The sequence below is a fragment of the Halopseudomonas litoralis genome (assembly GCF_900105005.1).
In the GTDB taxonomy this organism is placed as follows: domain Bacteria; phylum Pseudomonadota; class Gammaproteobacteria; order Pseudomonadales; family Pseudomonadaceae; genus Halopseudomonas; species Halopseudomonas litoralis.
On the sequence record NZ_LT629748.1, the window covers coordinates 2,315,931 to 2,328,434 of the forward strand.

12 protein-coding genes are annotated in these 12,504 nt (G+C 60.0%); 3 read left to right on the top strand and 9 right to left on the bottom strand.

From position 1 onward, the window contains the following. Positions 1-93 precede the first annotated feature (93 nt). The 3 genes from BLU11_RS11285 to lipA all read left to right on the top strand — a co-directional run bounded on the left by BLU11_RS11285 (position 94) and on the right by lipA (position 4,354). A complete protein-coding gene (locus BLU11_RS11285) occupies positions 94-1,374 on the top strand; it encodes a lytic murein transglycosylase (RefSeq protein ID WP_090273435.1) in 1,281 nt (426 codons plus the stop codon). A 192-nt stretch (positions 1,375-1,566) separates the two neighbouring features. Then, complete coding sequence (locus tag BLU11_RS11290; protein WP_090273436.1) at positions 1,567-3,141, top strand: TerC family protein; 1,575 nt, start codon at positions 1,567-1,569, stop codon at positions 3,139-3,141. A 163-nt stretch (positions 3,142-3,304) separates the two neighbouring features. After that, complete coding sequence (lipA, locus tag BLU11_RS11295) at positions 3,305-4,354, top strand: lipoyl synthase (RefSeq protein ID WP_090273437.1); 1,050 nt, start codon at positions 3,305-3,307, stop codon at positions 4,352-4,354. A gap of 194 nt (positions 4,355-4,548) precedes the next feature. Here the strand turns inward: lipA and lipB are convergent, their stop codons facing one another. The 9 genes from lipB to rsfS are packed head-to-tail and all read right to left on the bottom strand — an operon-like array spanning position 4,549 to position 12,500. After that, complete coding sequence (lipB, locus tag BLU11_RS11300) at positions 4,549-5,169, bottom strand: lipoyl(octanoyl) transferase LipB (protein ID WP_090273438.1); 621 nt, start codon at positions 5,167-5,169, stop codon at positions 4,549-4,551. Continuing rightward, on the bottom strand, positions 5,169-5,444 hold the full coding sequence (locus BLU11_RS11305) for an HP0495 family protein (protein ID WP_090273439.1): 276 nt from the start codon (positions 5,442-5,444) through the stop codon (positions 5,169-5,171). The genes lipB and BLU11_RS11305 overlap by 1 nt, the downstream gene beginning before the upstream one ends. 16 nt (positions 5,445-5,460) lie before the next feature. Next, positions 5,461-6,645: a D-alanyl-D-alanine carboxypeptidase family protein gene (locus BLU11_RS11310; RefSeq protein ID WP_090273440.1), complete on the bottom strand. Its 1,185-nt coding sequence runs from the start codon at positions 6,643-6,645 to the stop codon at positions 5,461-5,463. Positions 6,646-6,694: 49 nt separating this feature from the next. After that, positions 6,695-7,591 (bottom strand): septal ring lytic transglycosylase RlpA family protein, encoded by an 897-nt coding sequence (locus tag BLU11_RS11315; RefSeq protein ID WP_090273441.1) that lies wholly within the window; start codon positions 7,589-7,591, stop codon positions 6,695-6,697. Next, positions 7,588-8,604 carry a lytic murein transglycosylase B gene (gene mltB, locus BLU11_RS11320; RefSeq protein ID WP_090273442.1) on the bottom strand — a complete coding sequence of 339 codons (1,017 nt, stop codon included), beginning with the start codon at positions 8,602-8,604 and terminating at the stop codon, positions 7,588-7,590. The genes BLU11_RS11315 and mltB overlap by 4 nt, the downstream gene beginning before the upstream one ends. A gap of 27 nt (positions 8,605-8,631) precedes the next feature. Further along, on the bottom strand, positions 8,632-9,774 hold the full coding sequence (gene rodA, locus BLU11_RS11325; protein WP_090273443.1) for a rod shape-determining protein RodA: 1,143 nt from the start codon (positions 9,772-9,774) through the stop codon (positions 8,632-8,634). Next, entirely contained in the window at positions 9,771-11,663 is a 1,893-nt protein-coding gene (mrdA, locus tag BLU11_RS11330; protein ID WP_090273444.1) for a penicillin-binding protein 2, read from the bottom strand. Before mrdA ends, rodA begins: the two co-directional genes overlap by 4 nt. 3 nt (positions 11,664-11,666) lie before the next feature. Further along, on the bottom strand, positions 11,667-12,134 hold the full coding sequence (gene rlmH / locus BLU11_RS11335; RefSeq protein ID WP_090273445.1) for a 23S rRNA (pseudouridine(1915)-N(3))-methyltransferase RlmH: 468 nt from the start codon (positions 12,132-12,134) through the stop codon (positions 11,667-11,669). Between the two features lie 6 nt (positions 12,135-12,140). Beyond that, the gene (gene rsfS, locus BLU11_RS11340) at positions 12,141-12,500 is read right to left on the bottom strand and encodes a ribosome silencing factor (RefSeq protein WP_090273446.1); all 360 of its coding nucleotides are present in this window, start codon (positions 12,498-12,500) and stop codon (positions 12,141-12,143) included. Positions 12,501-12,504 lie beyond the last annotated feature (4 nt).

Sequence of the window (12,504 nt, forward strand, 5' to 3'; positions counted from 1 at the left end):
CTCAAACAGCAGTACAACCAGCGCCCACCGGTTCGCCCTCGCCAGATCGCGTGATACAGTGGGCCGGAATCTGAATTTGTCGGAAACTGATACATGCTCAACCTGCCCGTTCGCCTCAACACCCCATGCCGCCGTTTTGTCGCCGTTGCGGCCAGCCTCCTGGCGCTCTCCGCCTGCGGTGAAAACCGCTTGGAAGCGTCGGTTCAGACGGGGTTGAGAACAGTCGATGCGATCAGCGAGGAGCGCAGTTTCAACCAATGGCGCGACGCGTTTCGTGATCAGGCCCTGGCTGCAGGTATAGAGCCCAAGCTGTTTGATCGAGCTTTTCAGGAGATCGAACCTGACCCCGCTGTTCTGAAGGCCGACGGAAGCCAGCCTGAGTTCGCCCGTCCGGTCTGGGAATATCTGGACGGTGCCCTGTCTACACAACGGCAGGCGACGGGTCGCATCATGCTGGCCCGGCATGCCGGCGTTCTGCAGCAGATCGAAGAGCGCTATGGCGTGGATCGGCACATCCTGGTCGCTATCTGGGGGCTGGAAAGCAACTTCGGCAGTAATATGGGCAACCGCTCGGTGATCCGTTCGCTGGCTACCCTCGCCCACCAGGGGCGCCGCTCCAATTTCGCCCAGACCCAACTGCTGGCTGCACTGGAAATTCTGCAGCGGGGCGACACCACGGTGGACGACATGACCGGCTCCTGGGCCGGCGCCATGGGCCAGACCCAGTTCATTCCCACGACCTACAATGACCACGCGGTGGACTTCGACGGTAATGGCAAGCGGGATATCTGGCATACCGAGGCAGACGCGCTCGCTTCCGCTGCCAACTATCTCCGTACCTCCAACTGGAAAACCGGTACGCCCTGGGGTACGGAAGTCCGTCTGGCAGACGGGTTTGATTACGCACTGGCGGACATGTCCATCCGCAAACCCTTGACAGAATGGTCCGCGCTGGGTGTCACCGATGCGCTCGGCCGGCCACTGGCTGCCAATGGCGATACCGACGCCACGCTTATCCTGCCGGCCGGTCACCGCGGCCCCGCATTCCTGATCATGAACAATTTCCGCAGCATTCTGCGCTACAACAATTCCACCAGCTACGCCCTCGCCATCTCGCTGTTGGCGGAACGTTTCCAGGGCCAGGGCCAGATCTATGCCAACTGGCCAACTGAAGACAAACCGCTGTCCCGTACCGAACGGCTGGAACTGCAGGAGCGTCTTGAAACTCACGGTTACGAACCCGGCAGTGTCGATGGCATCATCGGGGCCAATACCCGCCAGGCAATACGTCGCCTGCAGATCGCCCTCGGCTGGCCGGCCGATGGCTACCCGGACCAACAGCTCCTGAAAGCACTGCGCCAGCAGACGAACTGACATACGGCAACAAATATCCGTTTGTCTGGCGACACAAGAAGGCGTATAAGGAGCTTTCCAATAGCTACCGGTTTACTGTTTTGAACTCTGTCCCTCCCCCCCGAACCAACGCGATGACAGACCGTCCTCGCACCCCATCCTTACAATCGATTCCTGCAACTACTTTGTGCCAGCCCGTAATGGAGGCCACCCATGTTTGAATGGTTGGCTGATCCGACTGTCTGGGCGGGCCTGCTTGCCCTGATTGCCCTCGAAATCGTTCTTGGCATCGATAACCTGGTATTCATCGCGGTACTGGCAGAGAAACTGCCGCCTGAACAGCGCGACCGGGCTCGCGTTCTCGGCCTGTCCCTGGCGCTGATCATGCGTCTGGCGCTGCTGATGAGTATCGCCTGGCTGGTAACTCTGACCAGTCCGCTGTTCCACGTCCAGGATCATGCGGTTTCTGCGCGCGACCTGATCATGCTTGCCGGCGGTCTGTTTCTGCTGTTCAAGGCTACCATGGAATTACATGAGCGCCTGGAAGGCCGGATACATACCAGCGCTGCCAAAGTGGCCTATTCCAGCTTCGGCGTGGTGGTTACCCAGATCGTGATTCTGGATGCGGTGTTCTCCATCGACTCCGTTATTACCGCCATTGGTATGGCTGACGAGTTGGCGGTGATGGCCATCGCCATGATCGTAGCCATGGGCGTCATGTTGCTTGCCAGCAAGCGCCTCACCCGCTTCGTCAACGCACACCCGACACTGATCATCCTGTGTCTGGGCTTTCTGCTGATGATCGGCTTCAGCCTGGTGGCCGAAGGTGTCGGACTGCACATACCCAAGGGCTATCTGTATGCCGCCATCGGTTTCTCGATCATGGTCGAGTTCTTCAACCAGCTGGCGCGACACAACAAGCAGAAGTGGCTGGATAGCGGTGGCAGCCTGCGCGAGCGTACGGCCAACAATATCCTCCGCCTGCTGGGCAAGGCCGACAGCCTGCCCACATCTGACGCGGCGCTCGAACCTGATGCAGGGACGCAAACCCCGTTTCTGGAGAATGAGCGCGATATGATTCGCGGTGTGCTGAGCCTGGCGGATACCAATATCAAGGCGCTGATGACGCCCCGCCGCGATGTGCATGCGCTGGATCTGAGCAATAGCTTCGAACAGCAGCGCAACCAGTTGCTGGAATCGCCCTACTCGCGTCTTGCGGTAATTCGCGACGGCAAGCAGGATGAGCCCGTGGGCATAGTGCAGAAGAAGGTACTGCTGAGCGCCATGCTGCGCGGCGAGACGCTGAACTTCGAGGAGTACATCGAACAGCCAGTGGTATTGTTCGAGACACAGAATGCAATCAAGGCGCTGGAAGCCTTCCGTCATGAAGGTAAACAGATGGCCTTTGTGGTGGATGAGTTCGGCACCCTGGAAGGTATTGTCAGCCTGACGGATATCCTGGAGGCCATCGCCGGCGAATTGCCGGAAGCCGAACAAGGCATGGATCTGACGCCCAGCGTGGTGGCTCTGGAACCGGGCAGCTACGAGGTTGATGCCAGTGAAAACCTGGAAGAGATCAACCGCCAGCTACCCGAACCTCTGCCCCGCAGCTCGCTGTACACCACCCTCGCCGGATTGATTCTGAACCAGCTAGAGCATATGCCCGAACAGGATGAGCTGCTGACCGTGGACGGCTGGCAGATCCGTATTCTGGAGATCGAGCACATGCGTATTGCCCGGGTCGAGCTGACCTGGATAGCAGGAAGCGCGGCGTCAATGGCAAAGTAAAGGCTGCCAGCCCAACCCCATTACCCAGCCCGGCGGGCGGGTAATGGGGGCGGTAAGCTCCGTTCCGCAGACGAGCATCTGTGATAAACTGCGTCGGTGGCCATAAGCCTCGTCCGAGTCTGAACACTCCCCATGGAGCCTCTACCTGGAGCCCTGAATCCCGATGTCTGACAGCACGCCAACCCACGTTGCCAGTGGTGAAAAATTCCGCAATGCCCAGGGTATTGCGGCGATCAAGGACGGCCAGAAGCGCCGCGCCGCCGCCGAACCCCAGGTCTTTGAACCCAAGCCCAAGTGGCTGCGCGTCAAAGCGCCCGCGGGCGACCGCTTCGAGGCGGTCAAGCGCAACGTCTCCGAGCACCGGCTGAGCACTGTCTGTCAGGAATCGCACTGCCCGAACATGGGTGAATGCTGGTCCAATGGCACCGCCACCATCATGCTCATGGGCTCGGTGTGCACCCGCGCCTGCCGCTTCTGCGCAGTGGATACCGGCAACCCCAACGGTTGGCTGGATCATGAAGAGCCGGAAAACACCGCCAAATCAGTCGAGCTCATGGCCCTGCGTTACATCGTGCTGACGTCGGTTGACCGTGATGATCTGGACGACGGCGGCGCTGCCCATTATGCAGCCTGCGTACGCGCTATCAAGCAGCGCACCCCGCAGGTGGTGGTGGAAGCACTCACACCGGATTTCGATGCCGATCTGACTGCGGTCGAGCTGGTTGTCGACTCCGGGCTGCAAGTCTTCGCGCAGAACGTCGAGACCGTCGAGCGGCTGACCCATGAGGTTCGTGATCCGCGTGCGGGCTACGGCAAGACGCTGAAGGTGCTGGAACACGCCAAACGTCACCGCCCTGACGTACTGACCAAAACCAGTCTGATGGTCGGGTTGGGTGAAACCGATGAAGAGATACTGCAGACCTTTGATGAGCTGCGCGCCATCGGTGTGGACATCGTCACTCTCGGACAATACCTGCAACCGACTCGCAACCACCTGCCGGTTAAACGCTGGGTCACCCCGGAAGAATTCAACAACTATCGGGAAATCGGTCTGGCCAAGGGCTTCATGGAAGTAGCCTCCGGCCCGCTGGTACGCTCCAGCTATCGCGCCGATCGAGTGTTCGAGAAGAACAACCTGGGCCTGGCCGCGCCTGCGCCGGTACCGGGCCAGGCAGTCAATGAGAGCCTGATCCCGGCCCTCAACCTCAAGTAATCAGCAGGCGGCTGGTTCGGACGCAGAGCGTCCACGACGTGAGCTCCCACGCAGAGCATGGGAGCCATCTGACAATTTCTGCGTCAGCCTGCCACTCCGATCTGATCGTTCCCACGCTCCAGCGTGGGAACGCATGCTGGGACGCTCTGCGTCCCGTTCTAGCCGTAAGTTCGGGCGCAGAGCATGGAGACCATCTATAACGTATAACCCAACCGCTGACGCAAGGTCTGCTCAAGACGCTGCGCCACGCCCTCAATGATGACCTGCTCCGACGTCAGTTCGCTGAGCTGAACCATTCTCAGGCCGCTGTAGCCGCACGGATTGATGCGCTGAAACGGCTGCATATTCATATCCACATTCAGCGCCAGGCCGTGAAACGAGCAACCACGGCGCACGCGCAATCCCAGTGAAGCAATCTTCGCACCGTCCACATAAACACCGGGCGCATCCGCTTTCGGCGCCGCTGTCACGCCATAGCTCGCCAACACCTCAATCAGACTCTGCTCCATGACCGTGACCAGCTCTCTGACGCCCAGCCCCAGACGGCGCAGATCCAGCATCAGATAACCCACCAGTTGACCGGGGCCATGATATGTCACCTGCCCTCCACGCTCGGCCTGAACCACCGGAATATCACCCGGCGCCAGCAGATGCTCGGCCTTACCGGCCTGCCCCTGGGTGAATACCGGCGGGTGCTGCAACAGCCAGATCTCATCAGGCGTGTCGGCGTCCCGCTCAGCGGTCAGCGTGCGCATGGCGTCCAGTGTGGGCTGATACTCGACCAACCCCAGCTGCCTGACAATCAGCTCCGGCATCACAGCACCATGTGCACATGACCGGTAGCCTTGAGATCGGCATGCAGCTGTTTCAGCTGCTCCTCACCGGTGGCGTGCATTACCAGACGCAGGGACTGGAAACGGCCATTCTTGCTGTCCTGGACTACCAGCTTGTCGGCGTCCAGCGCGGTATCGTGTTGCCTGACCACAGCCAGTACCTGCTCGACGACACCATCACCGCTACTGCAGATGATCTTGATCGGGTACTGACAGGGAAACTCGATTTTGGGCATCTCGGGGGTCTTGTCGCTCATGCTGGTCGCCTCCGCCTCAATTGAACAGTCCGTAGAAGAACAGACGAATGCTGTCCCACAACCGACCAAACAGACCGGCCTGCTCAACATCCGCCAAGGCCACCAACGGCGCGGTATGCACCACCTCTTCGCCGAGTTTGACTTCAACCTGACCCAGCACGTCGCCAGCAGCGATCGGCGCCTTGATCACCGGGTTCAAGGTCACGCCGGCTTCCAGCTTGTCGGCCTGGCCTTTGGGCAGGGTCAACACCAGTCCTTCTGCCAGACCGGCATCCACCTGATCGGCCTGACCAGCCCAGACGCGCGCCGAGGATACTACCTGGCCCGGCTGGTAGAAGGTGCGGGTCTCGAAGAAGCGGAAGCCCCAGGTCAGCAGCTTCTGCGTTTCGGAGGCACGTGCCTGCTCGCTGGCGGTACCCATGACCACGGTGATCAAGCGCATGTCGTCACGCTCGGCCGATGCCACCAGGCAGTAACCTGCTTCCTCGGTATGACCGGTCTTCAGACCATCCACCGACTTGTCGCGCCACAGCATGAGATTGCGGTTGGGCTGACGGATATCGTTCCAGACGTATTCCTTTTCCTTGTACAGCTTATAGTGTTCCGGATCATCATTGATGATCGCCTTGGCCATGATCGCCATGTCTCTGGCACTGGACAGGTGACCTTCGGCGGGCATGCCCGAGGCATTCTCGAAATGCGTGTTGACCATGCCCAGACGCTTGGCGTGGCTATTCATCAGGTCGGCGAAAGAGTCTTCGCTCCCGGCAATGTGTTCAGCCATGGCAACACTGGCATCGTTACCCGACTGGATGATGATGCCGCGCAGCAGGTCGATCACCGGCACCTGGTTGCCCACCTCGATGAACATCTTCGAGCCACCCATGCGCCAGGCCTTCTCGCTGACCAGCACCAGGTCGTCTTCCTTCAACTGACCGCGCAGTATCTCAATGCTGGCGATGTAGCTGGTCATCATCTTGGTCAGACTGGCGGGCGGCAACGGCTCATCCGCATTGTGCTCGACCAGCACCTTGCCACTGTTCGCATCGATCAGCAGATAGCTGGACGCGGCCAGGGTTGGCGCTGGTGGCATCAGCGGTGCGCTGGCCTGAGGCTGCGGTTGGGGAGTCTGAGCGATGGCCACGGAGGCAAACAGCACAGTGCTGGAAACAAGCAGGGTGTGAATCAGTTTTCTAAACATGGTGCTCACTGTCTTGATGTGTGTATACGGAACGCAAGGAGTTCGGAAACTAGTTGGCACCGACCAGGGCCGGGGTACCGAGGTTGGCCAGGCGCAGTGTTTCCATCAATTTTTCAGCCTCGTCATGACTTTCCACCGGGCCGAGTCGCACCCGATGCAGCGTGTTCGAATTCAGCTGTACCGGACTGACGAATACCGGAGCACTGACCATGCTCTGCAACTGGCGGCGCAATTGCTCGGCCGCCTGCGTGGAGGCAAAAGCGCCCATCTGCAGATATAGCCCGCCGCCCACTGCCGGCGGCGGAGTGACAGCAGCCGGCGCCGGCGTCGATGCCGGCGGTTGCGCCTTTACCAGATAGCCCGGATTATTCTGTTGCTGCCAGACCACCGGATCAATCCCCTCCACCTTGACGCGCGCCACGCCCTTCTCGGCAAAGCCCAGCTTGACGGCGCCGGCATAGGACAGATCGATGATGCGATCGGAGTGGAAAGGTCCGCGGTCGTTTACCCGCACGATGATGCTGCGTTGGTTATCCAGATTGGTCACCTGTACATAGGTCGGCAGCGGCAAGGTCTTGTGCGCCGCGGTCATGCCGTACAGGTCGTAGGATTCGCCGTTAGCCGTCAGCTGGTCATGGAATTTGGTGCCATACCAGGACGCCAGACCCGACTCCCGATAATTGCGACCATCCTTCATCGGATTATAGTGGCGCCCCAGCACCCGGTAGGGTGAATTCTTGTACACCCCGGTGTGCGGAGTCGGTATCGCATCCGGAATCTGCGACACATCCCGAAAATAATCAGGTGCCCCGTCCTGCGCCGGGCGCGGCTTGCTCGCCGGAGTGGCCGTGCCCTGCTTGACCGAAGACGAAGAGCAGGCGGTCAGCAATGCCAACAGCAGGCAGACTGCTGCAGTGCCCCAACGGTTGCGCAATGGCGTGTTCATTGATCCCTCGCTTGCCTTATCAGGTCGGCCAACTGATGCACGACCATAGCGTACATGACGCTGCGATTGTACCGGGTAATGACATGCAGATTATTCAGGCCCAGCCAGTATTGCTTATGGTCGCCGGCATCGAATTCGAAAGCCATCACCTCGGTAGCATCATCCAACTCCTGTTTCGGCGTCCACCCCAGTTTTTTCAACTCGGCGACGCTGATCTTGGCTTCCAGCCCTCGGTCCAGGGTGAAACCCTGGCTGTAGGTATCACCTGACACATCGGCGGCAACGGCCACGCCAGCGCCATGCTGCCATTTGTGCTCGGCGAAATAATTGGCGGCGCTGCCGATCGCATCGACTGGGTTATTCCAGATATCGGTCACGCCATCATCATCAAAGTCGACGGCGAAAGCCTGATAGCTGCTCGGTATGAACTGCGGATAGCCCATGGCCCCGGCATAGGAGCCGGTCAGCTCCAGTGGATTGACCTGCTGTTCACGGGTCAGCACCAGAAACGCCTTGAGCTGGCCGCGGAAGAAATCGGCACGCGGCGGGTAATCGAAGCCCAGGGTGGTCAGCGCGTCGATAACCCGGTGACTGCCCTTGTTACCACCGTAGAAGGTCTCCACGCCGAGGATCGCCAGGATGACTTCCGGTTCGACGCCATACACTTCTTCGGCCTTGGCCAGCGCCTCGGCGTGCTTGTCCCAGAACACCACGCCCTCCTTCACCCGCTTGTCGGTAATGAATATCTTGCGGTACTCATGCCATGGGCGCACCCGCTCAGCGGGCCGGGCAATAGCCTCGAGAATGGATTCCTTGCGTTCGGCCTGTGCCAGCAGCCGGCGCACATGCTCGGGGTTGAAACCATACTCCCTGCGCATCTCTTCAACGAAGGGATCCACCGCCGGATGCTCGTTGGTATAGGGGCCAGCAGCCATCAGTGCGGGGCTGAACCCGACCGCCAGCAGAGAAACCAGCGCATTATTGCGCAACCAGCCTGAAACGCGATCAATCATGAGCAATCCTGATCTCCATAGATGTTTTCATCCCTGCGTCATCCACTTGCGGTGCGTGTGAACGGACATCAGGATGCCAAAGCCAGTCAACAATGTAATCAACGAAGTGCCGCCGTAGCTGATGAGCGGCAAAGGTACGCCGACCACCGGCAGCAGCCCGCTGACCATGCCGATATTAACGAATACGTAGACAAAAAACGTCAGCGTAATGCTGCCCGCCAGCAACTTGCTGAAGCTTTCCTGGGCGTGATGGGTGATATACAACCCACGGGCGACGATCAGCAGATAGACAAACAGCAGCAGAGCCACGCCGACCAGCCCGAACTCCTCGGCGAGAACGGCAATGATGAAGTCGGTGTGCCCTTCGGGCAGAAAATCCAGGTGCGACTGAGTACCCTGCAACCACCCTTTGCCGAATACCCCACCCGAGCCGATCGCCGCCTTGGACTGGATGATATTCCAGCCCGCACCCAAGGGGTCGCTTTCCGGATTGAGAAAGGTCAGTACGCGCTGCTTCTGATAGGAATGCATGACGAAGAACCACATCGCCGCGGCGGTCGGCCCCAGCAATGCCAGTGCGCCGAGAATATAACGCCAGCGCAACCCGGCCAGCAGCAAGCCAAAAATACCCGAGGCGGCAATCAGCAGGGTTGTTCCCAGATCCGGCTGCTGGAGAATCAGCACCACCGGCAACAGGATGATCAACAGGCAGGCACACACATGCTTGAAGCGCGGCGGCATCTCCCTGCGCCCCAGGTACCAGGCCACACTCATCGGCATCACCAGTTTCATGATTTCCGACGGCTGAAAGGTAATCAGCCCGGGAATGCTGATCCAGCGCTGAGCCCCCTTGGCCTCACTGCCGACCAGCAATACCGCCACCAACAGCAGCACGGATACCAGATAGGCCGGTGGCAGCCAGCGTTCCATGAAACGCGGCTGGAACTGGGCGACACATATCATCGCTGCCAGCCCGACCGCGTAATGTGCACCCTGACGGTAGACCATGGCCATGCTTTTGCTGCTGGCAGAATAGAGCACAAAGCTGGCTACGCCAGCCAGGACCAGAATCAACAGCAACAGCCAGGGGTCGAGGTGCAGCCGCATCCACCAGGGTTCGCGGCGCAGCCCCTTGGGATTGGGCGAAGAGATACTGGCCAGCGGTTTCATCGTTCTGTCTCCACGGTAATCTCTGCCTCAAGACCGGGTTCGGCTTCAGGCTCGGGTTCAGGTTCCAGCAACCAGGCATCGAACAGCGCGCGCGCCACTGGCGCCGCCACCCGACCGCCGGACTCACCGTTTTCCACCATGACCGCCACGGCGATCTGCGGATCGTCTACTGGAGCAAAGCCGACAAACAGCGCGTGGTCGCGGTGCCGCTCTTTCAGCGCCTCCGAGTCATAACGCGCGCCCTGGGCGATCGCAACTACCTGGGCAGTGCCGGTCTTGCCGGCCATACGGTAGGGAGCGCCGGCCGCCGCCGCGCGGGACGTGCCCCGCTCCCCATGCATGACCTCTTCCATCGCCTTGATGATGAAGTTCCAGTCGCTCGGGTTTTTCAGCACCACATCCTCTGGCGTACCCTCTTCATCAGGCGCTTCGCCTGCAGCGTGCAGCAACATGCGCGGACGCTTCCACACGCCGCGGTTGGCAATCAGCGCGGTGGAGTGCGCCAGTTGCAGCGGCGTAGTCAGCATGTATCCCTGACCGATACCGGTAATCAGAGTTTCTCCGGGATACCAGGGTTGCCGACGCGAGGCGCGCTTCCACTCACGCGATGGCATCAGCCCCGCGGTCTCCTCGAACATATCCAGCGCGACCCGGTTGCCCAGGCCGAACTTACTCATGAACTCATGCATGCGATCGATGCCCAGCTTGTGCGCCAGATCGTAAAAATAGGTGTCATTGGAACGCGCCATGGCCAGATTCATATCCACCCAGCCATCGCCATAACGGTTCCAGTTACGGTACTTGTGGGTGTTGTTGGGTAACTGATAGAAGCCGGGGTCATAGACTCGCGCAGCGCGCGTGGTCACACCATATTCCAGGCCCGCTAAAGCGACGATCTGTTTGATTGTCGAACCCGGCGGATATAACCCGCGCAGCACGCGGTTGAACAGTGGCTGGTCAAGCGAGTCGCGCAGCGCGCCATAGTCAGCATGGCTGATACCCGTGACAAACAGGTTCGGATCAAATCCCGGCTGGCTGACAAAGGCCAGCACCCCGCCCGTCTTCGGCTCTATCGCCACCACCGCTCCGCGCCGGTTGCCCAGGGCCTGTTCAGCGACGATCTGCAGCTGGTTGTCCAGATGCAGTGTCAGATCCTTGCCGGATACCGGCTCGGTACGATTGAGCACGCGCAGTACTCGGCCACGGGCGTTGGTCTCCACTTCTTCATAGCCGACAGTGCCATGCAGCACGTCCTCATAGAAGCGTTCCACCCCGGTCTTGCCGATATAGTGAGTGCCGGCATAGGCCACCGTATCGATGCGCTCCATCTCGCGCTCATTGATCCGGCCAACATAGCCCACCGAATGCGCGAAGTGCTCGGCCTGCGGATAGTACCGCACGAAGCTGGCCTGCACGTCGACGCCCGGCAGACGGAACTGGTTCACGGCAATTCTGGCGATCTGCTCTTCAGTCAGACCGAACATCACCGGCACCGCCTCGAAGGGTCGCCGCGCCTGCAACAGCCGGCGACGCAGCTGCTCGATATCCGCCTCATCCAACTGCAGCAGATCGCGCAGCAAGTTGATGGTCTCATCCAGATCGGAGGTGCGCTCGCGGGTGATATTCAGGCTGAAACTGGGTCGATTCTCAGCCAGCACCACACCGTTACGATCATAGATCCGGCCACGCCCCGGCGGGACCGGCTGCACATGCACCCGATTGTTCTCGGAGAGCGTGGAATGGTGTTCGTATTGCACTACTTGCAACCAATACATCCGCCCCAGCAGACCAAACGCCAGCAAAACGATGAACACCACCGCGAGAATGATTCTGCGCTGAATGATGCCCGCGTCGTTGAGATGGTCCTTGATGCGAATCGGCTTGGCCATGTATCACTTGTGGTAAGGGTGGCGGTTCAGAATGGTCCAGGCGCGATACAGCTGTTCGGCAAGTAGAATACGTACCAGCGGATGGGGCAATGTCAGCGGCGACAGCGACCAGCGTTGGTCGCTGCGTGCAGCTACCTCACTGGCGAGGCCTTCAGGGCCGCCGACCATCAGGTTGACCGTGCGTGCATCCAGCCGCCAGTTTTCCAGCTGCTCGGCCAGCGCCTCGGTCGACCATGGCCGACCTTCGACTTCAAGCGTAACGATTCGTTCACCGGGCTGCGTGGCCGCCAGCATCTGCTCGCCTTCCCGGCGAATCATTCGGGCAATATCAGCATTCTTGCCACGGGTGGCCAGCGGAATCTCCACCAGCTCCAGCGGCAGATCAGGCGGCATACGCTTGGCATACTCCTGATAACCCTGTTCCACCCAGCGCGGCATGCGTGACGCCACGCTGATCAGGCGAATTCGCAAGAAGACCTACTCCGCCGTGGGTTGTTGCTGCTGCCGACGCGACTCAGCGCTCTGCCAGAGTTTCTCCAGATCATAGAACTGGCGCGTGGCCGGCTGCATGATGTGCACCACGACATCGCCCAGATCCACCAGCACCCACTCACCGGATTCCTTGCCTTCAACGCCCAGCGGGCGCGCGCCTGCCGCCTTGGCCTTCTCGATGACGTTATCGGCCAGCGCGCTCACCTGACGGTTGGAGCTACCACTGGCGATCATCATGTAATCGGTCACGCCGGTCAGCTCACGCACGTCGATACGCACTACGTCCTTGGCCTTGAGTTCGTCCAGCGCGTCTTCTATTGCTTTGACCAGATTTTCAATCTGCATAATG

Excerpts from the sequence above, each read along its gene's own strand:
- BLU11_RS11285 (WP_090273435.1), top strand. The coding sequence starts at position 94 with ATGCTCAACCTGCCCGTTCGCCTCAACACCCCATGCCGCCGTTTTGTC.
- BLU11_RS11290 (WP_090273436.1), top strand. The coding sequence starts at position 1,567 with ATGTTTGAATGGTTGGCTGATCCGACTGTCTGGGCGGGCCTGCTTGCC.
- lipA (WP_090273437.1), top strand. The coding sequence starts at position 3,305 with ATGTCTGACAGCACGCCAACCCACGTTGCCAGTGGTGAAAAATTCCGC.
- lipB (WP_090273438.1), bottom strand. The coding sequence starts at position 5,169 with ATGCCGGAGCTGATTGTCAGGCAGCTGGGGTTGGTCGAGTATCAGCCC.
- BLU11_RS11305 (WP_090273439.1), bottom strand. The coding sequence starts at position 5,444 with ATGAGCGACAAGACCCCCGAGATGCCCAAAATCGAGTTTCCCTGTCAG.
- BLU11_RS11310 (WP_090273440.1), bottom strand. The coding sequence starts at position 6,645 with ATGTTTAGAAAACTGATTCACACCCTGCTTGTTTCCAGCACTGTGCTG.
- BLU11_RS11315 (WP_090273441.1), bottom strand. The coding sequence starts at position 7,591 with ATGAACACGCCATTGCGCAACCGTTGGGGCACTGCAGCAGTCTGCCTG.
- mltB (WP_090273442.1), bottom strand. The coding sequence starts at position 8,604 with ATGATTGATCGCGTTTCAGGCTGGTTGCGCAATAATGCGCTGGTTTCT.
- rodA (WP_090273443.1), bottom strand. The coding sequence starts at position 9,774 with ATGAAACCGCTGGCCAGTATCTCTTCGCCCAATCCCAAGGGGCTGCGC.
- mrdA (WP_090273444.1), bottom strand. The coding sequence starts at position 11,663 with ATGGCCAAGCCGATTCGCATCAAGGACCATCTCAACGACGCGGGCATC.
- rsfS (WP_090273446.1), bottom strand. The coding sequence starts at position 12,500 with ATGCAGATTGAAAATCTGGTCAAAGCAATAGAAGACGCGCTGGACGAA.